This is a genomic window from Silvibacterium bohemicum, from assembly GCF_001006305.1.
Taxonomy (GTDB): Bacteria; Acidobacteriota; Terriglobia; order Terriglobales; family Acidobacteriaceae; genus Silvibacterium; species Silvibacterium bohemicum.
In genome coordinates this window covers 506,371-524,979 of record NZ_LBHJ01000001.1, presented here as the reverse complement: position 1 = coordinate 524,979, position 18,609 = coordinate 506,371, and the positions used below count along the sequence as shown (strand labels likewise).

General features: G+C 59.7%; 17 protein-coding genes. 9 read left to right on the top strand and 8 right to left on the bottom strand.

The genetic code is table 11. The annotated features are described in order from the left end of the window. Positions 1-10: 10 nt before the first annotated feature. Complete coding sequence (gene leuS / locus XX99_RS02240) at positions 11-2,665, bottom strand: leucine--tRNA ligase (protein ID WP_082125176.1); 2,655 nt, start codon at positions 2,663-2,665, stop codon at positions 11-13. Positions 2,666-2,985: 320 nt separating this feature from the next. Here leuS and XX99_RS02235 point away from each other — a divergent pair, with 320 nt between their 5' ends. The 4 genes from XX99_RS02235 to XX99_RS02220 all read left to right on the top strand — a co-directional run bounded on the left by XX99_RS02235 (position 2,986) and on the right by XX99_RS02220 (position 5,513). After that, positions 2,986-3,696, top strand: coding sequence for an alpha/beta fold hydrolase (locus tag XX99_RS02235; RefSeq protein WP_050057729.1), 711 nt, complete (start codon positions 2,986-2,988; stop codon positions 3,694-3,696). A 252-nt stretch (positions 3,697-3,948) separates the two neighbouring features. Continuing rightward, complete coding sequence (locus tag XX99_RS02230) at positions 3,949-4,149, top strand: hypothetical protein (protein ID WP_050057728.1); 201 nt, start codon at positions 3,949-3,951, stop codon at positions 4,147-4,149. 315 nt (positions 4,150-4,464) lie between these two features. Beyond that, positions 4,465-4,833: a BON domain-containing protein gene (locus XX99_RS02225; protein ID WP_082125175.1), complete on the top strand. Its 369-nt coding sequence runs from the start codon at positions 4,465-4,467 to the stop codon at positions 4,831-4,833. A 29-nt stretch (positions 4,834-4,862) separates the two neighbouring features. After that, entirely contained in the window at positions 4,863-5,513 is a 651-nt protein-coding gene (locus tag XX99_RS02220) for a DUF3341 domain-containing protein (RefSeq protein WP_082125174.1), read from the top strand. 145 nt (positions 5,514-5,658) lie between these two features. Here XX99_RS02220 and XX99_RS02215 read toward each other — a convergent pair whose 3' ends face one another. Together XX99_RS02215 and XX99_RS02210 are read right to left on the bottom strand one after the other, a co-directional pair. Further along, positions 5,659-6,435, bottom strand: a complete 777-nt coding sequence (locus tag XX99_RS02215) for a hypothetical protein (protein ID WP_050057727.1) — start codon at positions 6,433-6,435, stop codon at positions 5,659-5,661. A gap of 80 nt (positions 6,436-6,515) precedes the next feature. Beyond that, on the bottom strand, positions 6,516-7,373 hold the full coding sequence (locus XX99_RS02210; protein ID WP_050058078.1) for a deoxyribonuclease IV: 858 nt from the start codon (positions 7,371-7,373) through the stop codon (positions 6,516-6,518). Between the two features lie 81 nt (positions 7,374-7,454). On the opposite strand from XX99_RS02210, the gene nagA reads away from it, so the two are divergent. Then, positions 7,455-8,612, top strand: a complete 1,158-nt coding sequence (gene nagA / locus XX99_RS02205) for an N-acetylglucosamine-6-phosphate deacetylase (RefSeq protein WP_050057726.1) — start codon at positions 7,455-7,457, stop codon at positions 8,610-8,612. A gap of 55 nt (positions 8,613-8,667) precedes the next feature. On the opposite strand, the gene XX99_RS02200 is transcribed toward nagA, so the two are convergent. Genes XX99_RS02200 through XX99_RS02190 form a run of 3 tightly spaced genes read right to left on the bottom strand, consistent with a single transcriptional unit; the run spans position 8,668 to position 11,461 of the window. Next, positions 8,668-9,585, bottom strand: coding sequence for an N-acetylglucosamine kinase (locus tag XX99_RS02200; RefSeq protein ID WP_050057725.1), 918 nt, complete (start codon positions 9,583-9,585; stop codon positions 8,668-8,670). A 1-nt stretch (position 9,586) separates the two neighbouring features. Next, positions 9,587-10,873: an alkaline phosphatase family protein gene (locus tag XX99_RS02195; protein ID WP_050057724.1), complete on the bottom strand. Its 1,287-nt coding sequence runs from the start codon at positions 10,871-10,873 to the stop codon at positions 9,587-9,589. 42 nt (positions 10,874-10,915) lie between these two features. Beyond that, on the bottom strand, positions 10,916-11,461 hold the full coding sequence (locus XX99_RS02190) for a DUF4337 domain-containing protein (RefSeq protein WP_050057723.1): 546 nt from the start codon (positions 11,459-11,461) through the stop codon (positions 10,916-10,918). A gap of 237 nt (positions 11,462-11,698) precedes the next feature. Here XX99_RS02190 and XX99_RS02185 point away from each other — a divergent pair, with 237 nt between their 5' ends. Beyond that, on the top strand, positions 11,699-11,923 hold the full coding sequence (locus XX99_RS02185) for a DUF433 domain-containing protein (protein ID WP_050058077.1): 225 nt from the start codon (positions 11,699-11,701) through the stop codon (positions 11,921-11,923). Further along, positions 11,920-12,270 carry a DUF5615 family PIN-like protein gene (locus tag XX99_RS02180; RefSeq protein ID WP_050057722.1) on the top strand — a complete coding sequence of 117 codons (351 nt, stop codon included), beginning with the start codon at positions 11,920-11,922 and terminating at the stop codon, positions 12,268-12,270. Before XX99_RS02185 ends, XX99_RS02180 begins: the two co-directional genes overlap by 4 nt. Here XX99_RS02180 and uvrB read toward each other — a convergent pair. Then, positions 12,259-14,247: an excinuclease ABC subunit UvrB gene (uvrB, locus tag XX99_RS02175; RefSeq protein ID WP_050058076.1), complete on the bottom strand. Its 1,989-nt coding sequence runs from the start codon at positions 14,245-14,247 to the stop codon at positions 12,259-12,261. The two genes, XX99_RS02180 and uvrB, sit on opposite strands and share 12 nt — an antisense overlap. A gap of 210 nt (positions 14,248-14,457) precedes the next feature. On the opposite strand from uvrB, the gene XX99_RS02170 reads away from it, so the two are divergent. After that, positions 14,458-14,772 (top strand): hypothetical protein, encoded by a 315-nt coding sequence (locus XX99_RS02170; protein ID WP_050057721.1) that lies wholly within the window; start codon positions 14,458-14,460, stop codon positions 14,770-14,772. 214 nt (positions 14,773-14,986) lie between these two features. After that, positions 14,987-15,901 carry a LysR family transcriptional regulator gene (locus tag XX99_RS02165; protein ID WP_050057720.1) on the top strand — a complete coding sequence of 305 codons (915 nt, stop codon included), beginning with the start codon at positions 14,987-14,989 and terminating at the stop codon, positions 15,899-15,901. On the opposite strand, the gene XX99_RS02160 is transcribed toward XX99_RS02165, so the two are convergent. Next, complete coding sequence (locus tag XX99_RS02160) at positions 15,891-18,560, bottom strand: TonB-dependent receptor (protein ID WP_050057719.1); 2,670 nt, start codon at positions 18,558-18,560, stop codon at positions 15,891-15,893. The genes XX99_RS02165 and XX99_RS02160 overlap by 11 nt on opposite strands. Positions 18,561-18,609: the final 49 nt, after the last annotated feature.

The following is an 18,609-nucleotide window of genomic DNA, read 5'->3' as shown; positions in this document are numbered from 1 at the left end:
CGCCCGCTGCCTACTTCACAACCAGGTTGACCAGCTTGCCGGGAACGATGATGGCCTTGGCGATCTGCTTGCCGTCGGTTGCGGCCTTGACCTTTTCGTCGGCCATCGCCGTATCGCGCAACATCTCCTGCGTGGCATCCGCAGCAACGCGAATCACCGAGCGGAGCTTGCCGTTGATCTGCACCGGCACCTCGATCTCGTCCTCGCGCGCGAGAGCTTCGTCGTACTTCGGCCATCGAGCGCGGAGCAGATTTTCCTTCTCGCCAATCTGCTCCCACAGCTCAAAGGCGAGATAAGGTGCGAAAGGCGCGAGCAGCAGAATGAGGCTGCGCAAGGCGTCGGCCAGCACCGCATCGGGGACCTCGCCGGCCGCAATGGCCGCCTCGGAAGCAATGAGGGTGTTCACCAGCTCCATGATGGCCGCGATGCAGGTGTTGAAGTGCCAACGGCCGCCGAAATCATCCGTAAGCTTGCGAATGGTCTGGTGCAGCTTGCGCTGGATAACCTGCGATGCCGCGGTCGGCGCAGAAGCTGCGCTCGTCTTCCTACCCGCGCTCTCCTTGTAGTTCATGACGAAGCGATAGACACGGCTGAGGAAGCGGCTTACGCCAGCCACACCGGCCTCCTGCCACTCCAGGTCGCGGTCCGGAGTAGTCGCGAAGAGAGCGTAGGCGCGGGTCGCATCCGCTCCGTAGCGGGCAATCATGTCATCGGGCGAGACGACATTGCCCTTGGACTTCGACATCTTCGCGCCGTCCTTGATCACCATGCCCTGGGTGAAGAGCCGCTCCACAGGCTCGTCATTCTTGATCAGCCCGAGATCGCGCATCACCTTGGTCCAGAAGCGCGAATAGATGAGGTGCAGGATGGCATGCTCGACTCCGCCGATGTACTGGTCGATGGGGAACCAATATGCAACCGCTGCGGTATCAAATGGAGCCGTCCCATCCTTGGCGCTGGTATAGCGATAGAAATACCAGGACGAATCGACAAAGGTGTCCATGGTGTCGGTCTCGCGGCGTGCCGGGCCTCCGCACTTGGGGCAGATCGCGTTGAGAAACTCAGGCAGCTGAGCGAGCGGCGAGCCGCCCTGCTGTGTAATCGCGATATTTTCCGGCAACAGCACAGGAAGCTGCTCGTCGGGCACCGGAACAATGCCGTCCTTTTCGCAATAAAGCATGGGAATAGGCGTGCCCCAGTAGCGTTGGCGGCTGATACCCCAATCTTTCAGGCGAAATGTAACTTTGGCGGTGCCAAATTTGTGCTCCTCGGCAAAGGCGGCCATCTTATGCTGCGCCTCTTCGTTGCCGAGCGTGTTGAAGTCGCCGGAGTTGATGAGCAGGCTGTCTTCGGCGGTGTAAGGCAGCATCTGGTCGGAATCCTGGCCGCTCTCGGAGTCGACGCCGCGGCGAGGCAGAATCACGATGCGGATTTCAAGGCCGTATTTCTTGGCAAACTCGTAGTCGCGCTCGTCATGCGCGGGCACGGACATGATGGCGCCCGTTCCATAGTCGAGCAGGATGTAGTTCCCGACCCAGATGGGAATGCGCTCATTATTGAAGGGATTGACCGCGTAGTGTCCCGTGAAGACACCATGCTTTTCGATAGCGCCGACGTCGCCCGCCTCGCGCGCCTTGGTCTGCTGCTCTAAAAGAGTCGCAACTTCGCCGGCAAGCTTGGTATTCGACTTGGCAAACTGCTTCACGAGCGTGTGCTCGGGTGCAAGCTGGATGCTCGTAGCTCCGAAGATGGTATCGATCCGCGTTGTAAAAACGGTGACCGTCTCGTCGATCAGCTTTATGCCTTCGTTGGCTGGAAGTACCGCGGTTCCCGCGTGACGAGTGGGATGCTCGTCCTCCGTAGCATGTACGGCATCTTCGATCGTGAACGTGACCTCCGCGCCTTCGCTGCGGCCGATCCAGTTGCGCTGCATGGTGCGCACTTTTTCCGGCCAGCCCCCAAGCTTGCTGAGGTCGTCGACCAGTTCCTGCGCGTAGTTGGTGATGCGAAGAAACCACTGCTCGAGGTCGCGCTGTTCTACAAGTTGATCTTCGTGCCGCCAGCAGTAGCCATTGATGACCTGCTCGTTCGCCAGCACCGTGCAGCACTGCGGACACCAGTTGACCTTGCTCTTCTTGCGATAAGCCAGGCCGCGCTCGAACATGCGGATGAAGAACCACTGGTTCCAGCGGTAGTAATCGGGCAAGCAGGTGGTGACTTCATTGCGCCAGTCGTAGCTAAGGCCGATGCGGCTCATCTGCCGCTTCATCGCCGCAATATTGCTGAGGGTCCACTCGCGCGGCGGCGTGTTGTTCTTGATGGCCGCGTTCTCCGCCGGCAGGCCGAACGCATCCCAGCCCATGGGATGCAGAACGTTGTAGCCGTTCATCCACATGTATCGCGCCAGCGCATCGCCGATGGCGTAGTTGCGCACGTGGCCCATGTGCAGCTGGCCAGAGGGATAGGGCAGCATCTCGAGCACGTAATACTTGGGCTTGCCGCTGGTGGCGGGCTCTGCCCCATAGAGCTCAGGATCTGCAGCCCAGCGCGCCTGCCAGCGCGGTTCGATCTCAGAGGGCGTGTAACGCGTCTCCCACTTGCCAGGAGAGAACTCGTCAGCGGGAGCCGGGGCCGCGGTCTCGATAGTGTTTTTGCTGTCAGACATGTCAGTTTTGATTGTAAATGGCGGCAAAGATCCGCGGCTGGCAGCCGTTTCCGGCTGGAATCACGGGTTTCGAGCCCAGATATCCCGGCCACTTGAAGGAAACTTCAAGGCCTGGCCTCCGTCTCCGCGCGGTGCAGCGTGCGCCTGTATCACCTCATACTAAACTCCACTTCGCGTCCGGATTCCAAGATCGAGCCTCCAAAAGGAAGAAAGCCAACCCGCGACGAGAAGTCTTATTCCACACTTGGGAATAAAGCAGTTGGCGGCGGTTCTTATCATCAACGCCAATAAGTAGCTTGGTAGTACAGAAACGGAAGTGCATGTCTAATTTTGTTTTGGTTCACGGCGGATGGCGTGGAGGATGGATCTGGAAGCGAGTCGCTCAGCTGCTCCGGAAGGATGGGCACGATGTCTACACCCCGACGCTGACTGGTTTGGCCGATCGCAGTCATATCCTCCACGCCGGCATCAATCTTTCCACTCACATCCAGGACATCGTCAATTTGATCAAATTCGAAGAACTCGACGACTTTGTTCTTTGTGGGCATTCTTACGGAGGAATGGTGATCAGCGGCGTCGCCGATCAGATGAGTGAGCGTATTTCGTCGCTTGTCTATCTCGATGCATGGTTCCCCCAAAATGGCGACTCCATCATGACCCTCACTCCCGAGACATATCGACTCATGCACCTGAAGGACGTGGGTCAATATGGAGGTGTTGCCCTTCCCCCTATTCCCGCAGCGATTCTGCACGTGAACGAGCAGGATCGTGCATGGGTAGATTCGATGACCACGCTGCAGCCTTTCGGATCCATGACTGAAGCAATCCGGCTGCAGGGAAATCACCTCCAGATCAAGAAAAAGATATTTACTCTGGCATCTGCCTGGGAACCCAACCCATTCAGGCAGTTCTACGAGCGCTTACAGAGAGACCCCGCGTGGCTTACGCGCACGATCGAATCCGGACACGATGCGATGCTCGATAAGCCCGGGGAAGTTGCTAACCTTCTCCGCGAGGCTGCCGCGGTCTAGCGCAATCAGTAGGGGCAGGAAATATGAGCATCAGCCACGCGGCGGAGTTCGTGGCTCGCCCCTTGGGCGTCTACTTCGATCTCTTGAATAGCCGTTCATATAACAGGCGCGAGCCGGTGTGCGTGAGCTGGCTGGTATAAGACTCCAGCTGTTCCAAAGGAACTGCCGGCTGTTTCCCACCAGCTAAATGTGCGTGGGTCCCAGGTGCGAGTGCGGAATCCAGCCTGCTTCCGCGGAAAGCCCATAATCATCGTGACCGGCGATGCAGATCTCGAGCATCCGCGTCAGGCCGACGAAGACATTGCCGCCTGGTTGGCCGCACAAGGCGCCTCTGCGCAATTCGTCTGGCTGCCCGATCGCGGCATCCATGGCAATGGGCACATGATAATGATGGAACGCAACAGTGATCGGATCGCAGATCTGATTCTGGATTGGTTGGATCAAACGACCTGATTGCTGATTTGAGGGCGCTCCCGTAGGATTCGCATGCAGCGCCTCAATACACCCGGGCCCCCTCATGGGCCATGATCTCCGTCATTCTCCGTCAGCAAAAAACAGGTTTCCCTGGACTGTCGTAGACTCTCTCGCCGTCTCGCGCGAACGGCAATTTCACCCCGGAAATCGAATTTCATGGGGAGCCGGAGAATCGGACAGCGGCACGCAACTCGCCGGTCAACTGATCCATCTCATAGACTGATTGATCGCCCAATGCGGGTTCTCTGCAAGGCGCTTTGGCTCGGCCTTTCGATCTTCTTGCCGAGGTGAAAGATGAAATCGCAAAAACCCACACGCTTGCTGTGCTCTGCGGCGCTGTTCCTGTGTCTGACGGCTGGCCCTATGTTCGCCCAGACTCAAGCTGACAACTCCGCTGCCAACAAGAATCAAACAGCAACTGCGGAGTCGCAGTCCTCCGCTCATTCGGATCGCGCCATTACGCGAAAGGTCCGCCAAGCCATCATCGCCGATAAAAATCTCTCCACCTATGCACATAACGTCAAGATCATCACCGTGAACGGAGCGGTGACGCTGAAGGGACCGGTGCATTCCGACGAGGAGAAGGCCAAGGTCGCAGCGGATGCCGGCAGCGTGGTGAGCGCAGATGCCATCACCAATGAGCTGACCGTAAAAGGTCAATAGTTTTCAACCGTTCTAAAGGAGTAATGATAATGACCAACAAAAACACAGCTGTATTTGGGATTTATGCATCGGCGCCGGTTGCAGAGAGTGCCGTCGATCATCTTTTGAGCAAAGGTTTTGCGAATTCGGCAATCTCGGTATTGCTGCCGGACGATGAAACCACACGGGCTTTCGCGCACGAGAAGCATACAAAAGCGCCGGAAGGCACGGCGACCGGCGTTACGGCCGGCGGAGTCGTGGGCGGCACGTTGGGTCTGCTTGCCGGAATCGGAGCGTTGGCTATTCCAGGCGTGGGACCGCTCATCGCGGCAGGCCCGATCATGGGCGCGTTGGCTGGTCTCGGCATAGGCGGCGCGGTCGGCGGAATCGTCGGAGCGCTGGTCGGAATGGGCATCCCGGAGTTCGAGGCCAAGCGCTACGAGGGCGCAGTCAAGGGTGGAGGAACTCTCCTCTCGGTGCACTGCGACACTTCGGAGCAGGTATCGCTGGCCAAGGAGGCTTTACGCGAGACGGGCGCGAAGGACATCGCGGCAAGCGGCGAGGAAGGTTCGGGAAGCGGTCATGCCGCAGATGAAACCTACGGAACGCGAACCGGCGCGGTCGGAACCGATGTCATGGCGGACCCGAATAGCGCGGTCGTAGATCCAAGGGATGAGCCGGTCGTGCGGCGTGTAAGCTAATCCAACTTGCCGCTAACAAAATCCCCGCCCTTAGAGGCGGGGATTTTTATGTTTGAAATCTATGTTTGAAATCGAGGTCCAGAATCGAGGTCAAGAAGGAACGCTGTCGGTTCCGAACGGCCTCAATCAATGCGCAGAGCGCATCTCACCGCGCCTGTTCGCAGGGGATTTGGTGCACGCCTATGGTTTTGACTTCGTAATCCGCCGGCGGCGCAAACAGCGACGCGTCGGGTTCGTTCAAATCCAGGCTGGTCAGTTCGCGGGTGCCCTTGCCCGATCGCGGATCGTCGGTGATCTCGCGCAGTACAAGGTTAGGATCTTTGCTCGACCAGACCTCCGAAGTGCGCACCAGCGGCACATCGTTGCCGACTTCGCCGACGGGAGTCGTCCAGGTAGTTCGCACGCCATGCGCCTCAACTCCCTGAATCGTAGCTGTCCCCAGGTCTTCGTGCACCGGCTTCAACCGCGGTTGCGCCGGAGATACAGCCGCTTGAATGGCCGCCGGAGAGGATGCCGAGGCATTGGCATGAGTCGCAGGCCCATTGAAAAATCGCATGCGTCCCGAATCCGATTCCCAGCACCCACCCCGCAGGTCTCGCGGAGGTTCCACCGTCACCGTCGCTTGTTTGTGGACGGAATCCCACATTGAGCTGGTTCCCGCCACCGGATCGTGAATATTAACCATCGTGGTGGTGTTGTGGACAGCGGGACTGGGGAGCTGATGCGAAAGGAAAGTGAGCCCTTGCGAGTCCCGAGCCCGTTTTTCGGTAGTCTCCCGGGTGATGGTCCCGCCGTTGGCCAGCGTCTGAATTGAAGTGACCTTGAATTCCGCGGTGTAGGGACCATTGTTCTGAGCCAGCAGACCGTATGGCCCCGCGAAAACCATCAGTAAGGCAAAAAGGCGAGTTGCCTTCACGCGCATGGAGCACCTCCGCTACGGAAAACCTCAAATTCGCACACTCATCCTACCGCGATCTGGGCATATCTACGCCCGCATTTCGTTCATTTCACCAATCCTTTCAGCGCCTCCAGATTACGACGGTCATCGCCCGGCTCATCGACCGGAGTTTCCGCAATAAAAGCGCAGTGCTGAAAGCGCTTGTCGTTGAGCAAGCGCCGGAACGGCTCAAGTCCCATCGTTCCTTCGCCGATATTCTGATGGCGGTCGAGCTTTGATCCTTGCGCAGCTTTGGCGTCATTCATATGCCAGACATGGACATTCTTGTGCCCGACGGTGTTCCCAATCAGGCCGAGAGTCTCCTCGTAACCGCCGGGGGTCACAAGATCGTAGCCCGCAACGTGGCAGTGGCAGGTATCGAGGCAGGCTCCCACAGGCACAACGGGCTTCAGACGTGCGATCAGCTCCGCCACCTGCTCAAACCTGCTCCCCAGCGAGAACTCGGCCCCCGCCGTGTTTTCGATGAGGATGCGGAAATCACAGGAGTCGAGCGCGATGCCTTCCGTGGCCGCAGCAATCGATTCGGTGGCGAGGTCGAGCCCTTGCTCGCGGGTGAGGCCGCGCCAGGAGCCCGGATGAAGCACCAGGTATTCGGCCCCCAGCGCCAGAGCGCGCTCCACTTCCCCGCGGAAAGCGCCGATAGACTTCTGACGGACCTCCTCCGACTGGCTGCAAAGATTGACCAGGTAGCTGGTGTGGATCACCAGAGGAGCGCAGTCGTAGAGATCGCGCAGGCGTGCCATTTCGACACAATGACTCTCATCGATGCGCGCCGGACGCCACATCCGCGGACTAGATGAGAAAATCTGAAAGGTATTTGCGCCGATCTCACGGGCGCGCTCGGCGGCTTTGAAAACGCCGCCCGACGTAGACAGGTGGATCCCGATACGGCGAGGCTTCATCTGCATCTAGTTTAGGTTTTTAGTTGACGAATTTGCCAGTAAGCAGGAAGGTGGAGCCTTGATGCTCCAAAGAGAAGAAGCATGCAGACGGTAATTACAGCGGAGCGGCTGATCGCTCCCGAACACTTGATCGAAGATCCGATGGTGGTCATCGAAGATGGCCTCATCACCCACGTTGCCTCGCGCGCCGGAGCCGAGCTGCCTCCGGGCCATCATCTCCACTTCGCTGGCTGCACCCTCGCGCCTGCGCTCTTCGATGTTCACATCCACGGCAGCGCGGGCCACGACGTGATGGAAGCGACGCCGGAGGCCTTCACCAAAATCGGCCGCTTTCTGGCACAGCACGGTGTGGGCGCGTATCTGCCAACGACGGTGACAGCGCCTCTGGAAGCGACCCTGCGCTCGCTCGCCGGCATGGCCAAGCTGATCGGCAGCGTCGAGTTCGGAGCGAGGCCCCTCGGCATTCACATGGAAGGTCCGTTCCTCTCGCCGCACAAAAAGGGCGCGCATACCGAGCGCCTTTTGCTCACGCCATCGGTTGAGCTCTTCGAGCGCATGTGGCAGGCGTCGGAGGGAAAAATTCGGCTCATGACCATCGCACCCGAGTTGCCGGGCGCAGAAGAAGTGATCGCGCACGCGACGAGTCTCGGCGTGCGGGTGAGCCTGGGGCACAGCAACGCCGATTCTGATGCGGCACGGCGCGGTGTGGAAGCCGGCGCGGTGAGCGCGACCCATACCTATAACGCGATGCGCGCCTTCGACCATCGCAGTCCAGGTCTGCTGGGCGAGGTGCTCGCCAATGACGATCTCTTTGCCGAACTCATCTGCGATGGGCTGCACGTGGCTTCGAACGCGGTGCGAATTTACTGGAAATCGAAAGGCCCGGAGCGCGCCATCCTGATTACCGACGCCATGGGCGCCACCGGCATGCCGGACGGCAACTACAAACTCGGCGAGCTCGATGTGCGCGTGAAGGACGGCGTCTGCCTGACCGGCGAGAACACCCTCGCCGGCAGCACGCTGACCCTGGATCGCGGAGTGAAGAACTTCTCCGCCATGACCGGCGCATCGATCCGCGAGGTAGCGGCGCTGGCCAGCAGAAATCCGGCGCGCATGACCGGCTTTGCGGCCGAAGTGGGCTCACTGGCGGTGGGACGCAGCGCCGACATCGTCGTGCTCTCCGCGGAAAACGATGTCCTCGATACCATCCTGCGCGGAGAAATTTTGGCGCGCGCGTAGGATAGCGCTCACAGCCCGCTCTTCGCAGCGGGCCGCGAAATCGGTGAGTCGCTTCTTAGCCTCGGACCGCCTGCCGGGCTCTCCACAGCGCGCCTTCGATGGGGTCGACGGCTTCAGGAACGATGAGGACGCCGGGCAAGGCGAGGCGGATAGTGTCCATCATGCTCTCGCGCACGACGGCGATCTTCTCGAGAATGCTGCCGGTGAAGGCGATACCGGGCAGATCCGGCGTCGGATCGAGCGCACGCACGCGGCGAAAGGCTTCGATTGCATCTTCTCCAATCAAGCGTCCGCCTGCGACCAGCACCCGCATGGCTACAGCATCGCCTTGCCCGGCCAGCTCTACGATGATCGGAGAGAGCTGAGAGAAATCCGGCGGCGGCGTCCCATTCGCGATGTTCACGACCTCTTCCAGGCTCGGTGCGGACCAAAATTCGATGACGCGCTCCAGAATGCGCGTCGGCTCCTCGTAGTCGAGCGCGCGAAATCCCGCGCGGAGCGCCTGCACGCCAATCCAGTGACCGGAAGCCTCATCGCGCAGCACCGGTCCCCATCCACCCACGTTCAGCATCGCACCGCCGCTGGTGCGGCCCACGGTATTCGAGCCTGTTCCCGCCATGGAGAGAACTCCCGCCTGGCCCGGAAAGGCCGCGTCGAGCGCGATCTCTTCATCGCCGCAGATCACAATCTTTCCGCCGGCGCAGGCGGAAAGAATCTCTCGCATCCACCCATCCGTTTGCGGGAGCATCACTCCGGCCGTGCCGATGCAGGAGGCAGCAACGCTGCGCAGATCGACGCCCGATTTCGCTTCGACTTCGTCGAGCAGCGAACGCATGTTGTCGCGCGCCTCTTCGAAGCTGACGCGAAGCGGCTTGATGCTGCCGCCGGTGGCGCGGATCAAAATCTGGGAGTCATTGCCAAGCGCGCAGGTGGTCTTGGTTCCACCCGCATCAAAGCCCAAAAAAAAGGACATCCTACTGCTTTACCTCTTCGTGATCGGCCAGCACGCCGGAAAGAACATTGGCGCTGCCATCGATAGGTGGGTTTTCGAGTCCGAGAATCTTTGTCACCAATGGAAAGACGTTGATGTTCTCGAATGGCTTCAGAGCGATGCCGCGCTTGATGTCCGGCCCCTCGGCAAAGAAGATGGCGCGCATGCTGTGCATCTGGAAAGGGTCGTAGCCGTGCGCGCCGGCCGTTGGCGGATGATCTTCCCGGCCGGCCGCGGGAGCATTGGCGCGGATCATAAACGGGCCATTGGGCACGATAACCGGATCGCCCTCGCGCGGGTTGCTGTTGTAGTGAAGATAAGCAGGAACTTTGTCCCGGCGATAGACGGTGAACGACGCATCCGCCGACTTCAGCTTTTGATAGACGCGGTTGGCCTCAGCCTCGGAAGGAGCGTATAGCAGCGAGCCCGCTGTTTCAAATCCATCGAGCGAGACATACTTGTCGAGGTTGATCCAACTGCCCTGAACGCGCTCCATCCCATGGTCGGAGACGACGATGAGGTCGATGGGCAGATGCAGCGCGTCAAGGTCGGCATGCAAGCGGCCGATAAGCTCGTCGACGTGCTTCACCGCCTCGGCAACCTGCGGCGTGTCCGGACCGAATTCGTGCCCGGCATGGTCGACATTTGCGTAATAAAGAGTGATGAAGTGCGGACGCTGCGCATCGGGCAGGCGCAGCCACGCAATCACCTGGTCGATGCGCTTCTTTTCGTCGATAGTGTCATCGAAGCGCAGATAGTAGCTGGGACGCTCGCCCGCGATCTCCGCCTCCGAGCCCGGCCAGAAGAAGCAGGCGGTGCGCATTCCCTGCTTCTCGGCGAGCGACCAGAGCGGGACGCCGCTATACCACGACCCGTCAGTCACGGATTGGGCATCGCCCAGCGCATAGGTGGCCTTGCGCGCCGGATCGTAAAACCGGTTGGCGACAATGCCATGGTGCTCAGGATAGAGCCCGGTCACCAGGGTGTAATGGTTGGGGAAGGTCAACGAAGGATACGCGGGAATCATGCCGTCGGGCGCGCTTGCGCCCTCCTCGCCAAGAGCCAGAATGTGCTTCGCCCCATACTTCTTCGCATAGTCGTAGCGAAAGCCGTCGAGCGAAACCATCACCACATAGTGCTTCTGCTGTTGCTGAACCGCCTCCGGCCCGTGGTCGACGGCAATGACCGATGTGACCTGCCCGTGGCAGGAAAACAATGGAAACAGGACCAGCGTTACCGCGAGCAAATGACGACGAAATGACGATGGCATAGGCGATCCCGCTTCCTTCCCCGACAAGCTTAAACGAAACCGCTAACGGATGAGGAATGCCCAGGCGGCAATACCCATGCCGGCGGCGCCGAAGGCCATACCCAAATACCAGTACGCGCGCTGGCGGGTAAGCAAAGTGATGGAGGTCACGACCAGTCCGATTTCGAGCAGCGCCTCGCCAAGGTCGAAGCGATCGGCGTGGCGCTCGGATTTGCGCACCTCGGCTTCGAGACTGTGGGCTTCCTTCTCCTCATCGGCCAGGTCGTCGTTCCACTTTTGCAGGTGGGATTTGTAACTATCGATGACTTTATCCGCAGCCGCCTGATCGTGAATGGTGACGGCGGTAAGCAGATCGGCGGTCAGCTGGGTGTTGTACTGCCGGTTCTTTTTGGCCTGGTAGAGGTTCCACTGGTCGCTGGCGCGCGCCTGCTCCAGCACCGCCTCGGTATGGGTGCGGTGTCCGAGGACTGTGGTGACGGCGACCAGAACCGCTAGCACGCTCATAGTGAAACTTACCGGACGCAGGCTCGGATCATGCGCCGCGTGTTCGTGCTCTTCCTGGAGTTCCTGGGCTTCGTTGGCTTCCATCTTCTTTACTGATTCCTTATGGGAAGATTAGCAATTTCGGAGCCGCCAAGCGAGCAAACTTTGGGCACACAGCTGACGAATCCCTAATTGCGCTTCTCGATGCAGCCAGGGTTTCCTGGTCCATCGGCTGCCCACTGAGCTTGCAATGTGTGAGATCGAAAAACGCGAATGCCGGGCGAAATTCCTTGCACGAACACAAGTATTTACCCGCCAGGACTTTTGGCCTACGCTGAATGCATGCAATATTCGCAAATCATCACAATGGATGCGGGCCAACGGCGCGGCAAGCCATGTATTCGCGGATTACGCGTGACGGTCTCCGATGTTCTCGAGTACCTGGCCTCCGGCATGACGCATGAGCAGATCCTCAACGATCTTCCCTACCTGAAAGAGGAGGATATACTCGCCTGCCTCGCCTTCGCCGCAGACCGTGAGCGGAAACTGGAAATTGTGACGGCGTGAAGCTGCTGCTCGATGCCAACTTATCGCCCCGGCTAGTGGAAGTTCTTCGAGATCTTTACCCGGGCTCCTTGCATGTACTGCATTGCAGCTTGCTGGACGCCTCGGATGACGCCATCTGGCGATATGCAAGAGAACAAAGCTTCACAATCGTCTCGAAGGACTCGGATTTTGCCGAGCGTAGCTTTTTGTATGGCCATCCACCCAAAGTCATTTGGCTTCGTCTGGGTAATTGCACTACGCAAGCTGTGGAAAAATCGCTGCGCGCAGCTTTCCAGGTAATCCACGACTTTGTAGAGACTGATCTTGAGACCTGCCTCATCCTCGGATCATCGAACTCAGCTGAATAAAAACTCCTTGGTCCGCAGCTCCTTGATTGAGTCGCGCAGTCGCGCAGCCTTCTCGAACTCAAACTTCTTCGCAGCCTCGCGCATGTCGGATTCGAGCTTGACGATATGCGCATCCAGCTCCTGCTGCGACTTGAAATCGGGCATCGCGTCGGCTTCGTCAGTCAGATCGGCATAGTCCGCCTTGAGTATCTTGGCCAGCGACATATCGGTTGGACGAATAATCGACGTAGGCGTGATGCCGTGTTCTTCGTTGTAGGCGCTCTGCACCTCGCGGCGACGATTGGTCTCGCCGATGGCCTGCTTCATTGAATCGGTCATGCGGTCGGCGTAGAGGATGGCGCGGCCATTCACATGGCGAGCAGCGCGGCCGATCGTCTGGATAAGCGAGCCGGACGATCGCAAAAAACCTTCTTTATCCGCATCGAGAATGGCCACCAGCGAAACCTCGGGAAGGTCCAGCCCTTCGCGCAGCAGATTGATGCCGATCAGCACGTCGTATTCGCCCTTGCGCAGATCGCGCAGTAAACGGACCCGCTCCAGCGTCTCGATCTCGGAGTGCATATAGCGGCACTTCACTCCCACCTCGGAGTAGTAGCCGGCCAGATCTTCGGACATGCGCTTGGTCAACGTGGTCACCAGCACCCGCTCGTTCTTCGCCGCGCGGTCGCGAATCTCCGCCAGCAGATCGTCGATCTGCCCGCGAATAGGCCGGATCTCCACTTCGGGATCGATGAGGCCGGTGGGTCGAATAATCTGCTCGACCACCACACCCGCGGATTTCGTCAGCTCATACGGTCCCGGCGTCGCCGAGACATAAAGCACCTGGTTCACGCGGCTCTCGAACTCATCGAATTTCAGCGGACGATTGTCCGTCGCCGAAGGCAGCCGGAATCCATAGTCGACCAGATTTTGCTTACGCGAGCGATCGCCATGCCACATGCCGTGAATCTGCGGAACCGTCGCGTGCGATTCGTCGATGAAGACCAGATAGTCGCGCGGAAAGTAATCGAGCAGCGTCGGCGGCGGCTCGCCCGGAAGCCGGCCGGAAAAGTGGCGCGAGTAGTTCTCGATGCCGTGGCAGTAGCCGACCGACTTGATCATCTCGAGGTCGAAGCGGGTGCGCTGGTGAATGCGCTGCGACTCCACCAGGCGGCCCTGCGATTCAAGCTCCTTCTCCCACCATTCCAGTTCTGCGAGGATGGACTCGATCGCCGTCTTCTTCCGCTCCGGCTGCACCACATAGTGGCTCTTGGGGTAGATGGGCAGCCGCGCGTACTTCTGCTTCACCGTGCCGAAGAGCGGATCGATCTGCGCCAGGGTGTCGATCTCGTCGCCGAAGAGTTCGATGCGGTAGGCGTTCTCGTCGTAGGTGGGATAGACCTCGATGACGTCGCCGCGCACGCGAAAAGTGCCGCGGCGAAAATCGGCATCGTTGCGCTCGTACAGGATCTCCACCAGTCGCTTGGTAATATCTTCACGGCGAATCTTCTGCCCTTTTTCGAGCAGCAGGAGCATGCCGAAATAAGCTTCCGGCGAGCCCAGTCCGTAGATGCAGGAGACGGAAGAGACGATGATCGCATCTCGCCGCTCGAAGAGCGAGCGCGTAGCCGAGAGCCGCAGCTTGTCCAGCTCCTCATTGATCGTCGCCTCCTTCTCGATATACAGGTCGCCGGAGGGGATATAAGCCTCGGGCTGGTAGTAGTCGTAATAGGAGACGAAGTATTCAACGGCGTTGCCGGGAAAAAACTGCTTGAACTCGTGATACAGCTGCGCAGCAAGTGTTTTGTTATGCGCCAGGATGAGGGCAGGGCGGTTCAGCTCCTCGATGATCTTGGCCATGGTGTAGGTCTTGCCGGAACCGGTAACCCCGAGCAGCACCTGGTGCTTCTCGCCCGCATTCACTCCCTGGACCAGCTCCGGGATGGCGCGGGCCTGGTCGCCGCGAGGCTGGTAATCGCTCACTAATTGGAAATCCACCTCTCTATCGTAACGAATGGGGCGGAAAGCGGCGGGAGAGCTGGCACGAGGCGATTTTTCTGATTTTTTGCCGATGAAATCAGAGCGGTTGCCGGCCAAAAACCTGCGCAGCCCCGCACCCAATAAAATCCGGTGAATCGCTAAACAATTCACCGCGATGTGCCGAAAAGCAGATTGAGGATGGCTGTCCCCAACGCACGAGGAGAAACCATGCAGATCAGCAACGAACCTTCTGTAGCCCCAATCGCTCCGGTGTCCGAGCAAGAGCAGATCATCAAGCAGGCCGCGCAGACCGCCGCCACACCGGCTCCTCCCACGCAGAGCAACGCGGTGACCGCTGTCAGCGAAACGCTGGCCGCCGTCTACTTCACCTCCGCCGCGGGAAAGCAATTCTCCGCGAGCGTCGATCAGGCGGGAGCCGAATACGTCGCGAACCTGCCCTATCCGCCGGGCGGCACCGTAACCGCGGACACCATCGGCGCCGCCGAAACCGACATCGCTATCAAAATCGACGAGCTGATTTAAGCCCTTCAGAATTTGCCGCAAACGGCCGCAACGGCGCCGATACGGCACGAGACGAACTGGGCGATCCCATCGAGAAGATGCCAGGCCACCCCATCTTCCTAGAGGGCTTGATGAGGTGCGTCTGAGCGTTGACTCCGAGCGGCCAGCCGCACGGCCGCCCTCTGCAGGTTATTGTCCAAACGTATCGCTTATACTGAAAACATAGGAACCACCTATGGAATTTCAGCAGTTGAAATACGTGTGCGCCATCGCCGACACCGGCAGCTTCAGCCGCGCCGCCGAGCGCTGCCATGTGGCGCAGCCCTCGCTCTCGCAGCAGGTTTTAAAGCTCGAAGAAGATCTCGGCGCGAAGCTGTTCGATCGGCTGGGACGCAGCGTTCGCCTCACCGAGGCAGGACGCGCCTTCCTGCCTCACGCGCGATCCATCCTCCACCAGATGGAAGCCGCCCGGTGCGGCGTTGAGGACAAGCGCGACGATATTCGCGGCAGCGTGTCGGTGGGCGTGATCCCCACCATCGCGCCCTATCTGATGCCGCAGTGCATCGCTGCATTCTCAAAGCGATATGCCGACGCCAAGCTGCGCATCGTCGAAGAGACAACCCCGCTTCTGGTCGAGAGCCTGCGCAGCCTGGCCATCGACGTAGCCATCCTGTCACTGCCCCTCAAGCACAAGGACTTCGAAGTTTTTCCTCTGCAGACGGAGCCGCTGTTTGCCGTGCTGCCTCGGGATCACAGCCGCGCCGAAGCAAAGACTCTGGCGCTGAAGGATCTGAAGGGCGAATCCTTTGTGCTGCTCCGCGACAGTCACTGCTTTCGCGACATCAGCATGGCCGCCTGTACACGTGCCAAGGTCGATCCGCGCATCGCCTTCGAGAGCGGTCAGTTCAGCAGCCTGCTGGGGATGGTGGCAGCCGGCGTGGGCGTATCCCTGGTTCCGGAGATGGCCGTCGATCCCAACTCCAATTGCAGCTTCGTCCGGATCTCCGATACCCAGGCTTCGCGCACCATCGTGGCCGCAGTGCTGCGCGGACGATCCTTCAACCGCGTGCAGGCAGCCTTCCTCGCGCATCTGCGCGACTACGCCGCGGCCGGCATGCCGGCGCGCAGCAAAGCCGCCATCAAAAGTTGAAGCGCATGGCCAGTTGCAGGCGGCGCGGCGGTTCGGCGCTGGTCACCTGCCCAAAGTCGGGACTGCCTTCGGTGGTGTCGACGAACGACCCATTGGGGTGATTCAGCACATCGAAGGATGAAATCGAAAGGCCGAGGGTCGGGCTCTTGTCGATCTCCTTCGGCTCCAATTTGAAGTCGTAGCCCCAGCGCAGATCCAGGTCCGCATAGTCCGGACCTATCTCCGAGTTGCGAGCCACGCCCTCGGGACGCGCATTGAAGAGGTTGTCCCCGAAAGAATCGGTTCCGGTCAGAACCGACCATGGATGTCCGCTGTTGGCGAATACACCAACGCCAAGATTCAGCAGATGCTGCGGGTTGATCGAGCCATAGAGCCCGAAGTGGTTGCGTTGGTCCCACGAGGCCGGCCCCCACTCCGCGTTCGGCTCCTGCTGGTTCTGAGGAAACCACGTGATGCCGTCGGTGTTGTTGGCGTAGTGGCTCCAGGTGTACCAGGCAAAGCCGGTGAAGCGCTTGTTGAAGCGGCCGCGATAGTTGATATCGAGCGCCGAGCCGATCTGCGTGCCCGCCGACTGAATCTGGCGCAGCTGCGAGACGTTGGGATTTGGCCTGGTTGTGTAGTCGGGACCGAGCGGCGCATTGACGTCGATGGAGCGGAAGACATCCACACCGCGGTTCATCCGTCCGCCAATAGAAACCGTTCCCTTCTCGCCGACTCTGCGGTCGAGCGATAGACCATATTGGATCTGATAGGGCGTCTTAATGCCCGGCGCGAGCTCGACGAGCGACGGCGGCAGCGCAGTCGTATCGACGCAATCAGCAATGGGAAAGCATAGCGGCTGCTGGTTAGCCGAGAGCTGCAGCAGCCGCAGCTTGGCAAACTGATAGCGCGCGAGATCGACCAGCGGCCCGGAGCCGGTGCGGTCGTAGTAGATGCCTCCGCCGCCGCGCAGCACCAGGTCATGCGCCTGATCCCACACCCAGGCAAAAGAGAGGCGCGGAGAGAAGTTGTTACGATCCCCTCCCAGAAAGTTCTGCCAGTCGTAGCGCAGTCCCGGAGTCACCGAGAACCACGGCTTCAACTTGATCTGATCCTGAAAGAATCCGCCCACTTCCTGCTGGTGATAAACGAAGCGCGTCTGCCCCTGCTGCATGGAGAAGCCGGAGGGACTGTTGGCCTGCTGATTCTGAATCGCCGTGGTGACCAGCGTGCCGGTTGCGTCATACGTGGGGCTGAAGGTGTAAGTGCCGTCCTGATTGGTGAGATCGTCGCGCACGCGGCGGCTGAAGTGCGGCAGGTTCATGCCGAACTTCATGGTGTGCGGCCCCTGCGTCCAGGTCACCATCTCGTTGGCGCGCAGGTTGTATTCGGTATTCACCTGATCGGCCTGGGCGCTACCGCCCGTGTAGTTGCCGTTAACGCGAATCTGCGGGCCTTCCTGCACATCGCTCACCGGATCGTAGCTGCGCTCGAGCACAATCGAAGCCTGGTTCAGCTTTGTCGGAGAAAGGATGTAGTCGTCGTGAAAGATCAGATCGTCTTCGCGCGTCTCCGTGTTATATCCAGCCTCCGGCAGCGTCTGGTTGCCCACGCCGGAGTTGCGATTGGTCGCGTCCTGAAAGGCATACATCACCGACGCGCTGTTCTTGTCGCTGAACTGATGCCCGATCCGGAAGGAGAACTCGGTATCGCGCGTAGGCGCAGGCACATTGACGTTGAAGATGCCGTTGGGATTATCCGGCGCCGGCGCCACCGTCGCATTCACCACCGCGTTCAGATCCTCTTCCGCGCGATTGAAAGAAAACAGGAACATGGTGTTCTTCGAATGCAGGACAGGACCCGTGAGATTGCCCTCGTAAATGCGGCGCTGCTCGAATGGCTTGCTGGGAGAGAAATCCTGCTGCGCATTCAGCGCCGAATCACGGAAGAGAAAGTTGAACTGCCCGTGATAGGCGTCCGCCGACTGCTTGGTGATGATTTCGATCTGGCCGCGGCCGGGGCGATAATACTGCGCCGAGTAGGGGTCCTGATTGATGTGGACCTCCTGCACCGCTGACGGCGATACCACGGACCGGTTCGCCTCGACGCCGTCGACCATCAGGCCCGAGCCTGCAGTGCCTGCATCTCCGGAATCGAGAAAACTGCCCATCGCGGTTACAAAATCGTTGTCGAAAACGGGAAGATCTTTCAGATCGCTGGAGGTCATCACCGCGGTGTCGCCGTTGTTCTCAGAAGCAGTAAGATCCACCTGCGATCCTGCGCTCACCGTCACCTGCTGCACGGCCGCAGCGACACTCAGCGTGATGGTCAACGCTGCCGGCGAACCACTCGCCGCAACCGTCACCGCGGCAGTCGCTGTCTGGAAACCAGCCAGACTAGCAGCGACCGAATACGCTCCGGGCTGCGGAGCCAGCATCCGAAAGCTGCCCGACGCATCCGTAGTGGTTGTCGACACAGTCGCGCCGGTCGCATCGGTGAGCGATACTTGAGCGCCCGGAATGATCGCGCCCGAGGGATCCTCTACCGTTCCGGTCACAGCAGCTGAGGCGGCGGGCGATGCCGCCAATGCTGATGAGGGAATCAGAGACGCGGACTGCGCAAAGGCGGAGGAGCAGAGCAGGGTGGCTGCAAAAACAAAACGGATCGTCGAACAAGTCAAGATGTGTCTCCCAAGGCAAAAGAAACTCAAGATGCAAATGCATCTCGAA

Bases quoted from the DNA above. Each gene is read 5' to 3' on its own strand.
- XX99_RS02215 (WP_050057727.1), bottom strand. From the start codon at position 6,435: ATGCGCGTGAAGGCAACTCGCCTTTTTGCCTTACTGATGGTTTTCGCG.
- XX99_RS02165 (WP_050057720.1), top strand. From the start codon at position 14,987: ATGGAATTTCAGCAGTTGAAATACGTGTGCGCCATCGCCGACACCGGC.
- XX99_RS02235 (WP_050057729.1), top strand. From the start codon at position 2,986: ATGTCTAATTTTGTTTTGGTTCACGGCGGATGGCGTGGAGGATGGATC.
- XX99_RS02220 (WP_082125174.1), top strand. From the start codon at position 4,863: ATGACCAACAAAAACACAGCTGTATTTGGGATTTATGCATCGGCGCCG.
- nagA (WP_050057726.1), top strand. From the start codon at position 7,455: ATGCAGACGGTAATTACAGCGGAGCGGCTGATCGCTCCCGAACACTTG.
- XX99_RS02190 (WP_050057723.1), bottom strand. From the start codon at position 11,461: ATGGAAGCCAACGAAGCCCAGGAACTCCAGGAAGAGCACGAACACGCG.
- XX99_RS02200 (WP_050057725.1), bottom strand. From the start codon at position 9,585: ATGTCCTTTTTTTTGGGCTTTGATGCGGGTGGAACCAAGACCACCTGC.
- XX99_RS02195 (WP_050057724.1), bottom strand. From the start codon at position 10,873: ATGCCATCGTCATTTCGTCGTCATTTGCTCGCGGTAACGCTGGTCCTG.
- XX99_RS02185 (WP_050058077.1), top strand. From the start codon at position 11,699: ATGCAATATTCGCAAATCATCACAATGGATGCGGGCCAACGGCGCGGC.
- leuS (WP_082125176.1), bottom strand. From the start codon at position 2,665: ATGTCTGACAGCAAAAACACTATCGAGACCGCGGCCCCGGCTCCCGCT.
- XX99_RS02225 (WP_082125175.1), top strand. From the start codon at position 4,465: ATGAAATCGCAAAAACCCACACGCTTGCTGTGCTCTGCGGCGCTGTTC.
- XX99_RS02210 (WP_050058078.1), bottom strand. From the start codon at position 7,373: ATGAAGCCTCGCCGTATCGGGATCCACCTGTCTACGTCGGGCGGCGTT.
- XX99_RS02170 (WP_050057721.1), top strand. From the start codon at position 14,458: ATGCAGATCAGCAACGAACCTTCTGTAGCCCCAATCGCTCCGGTGTCC.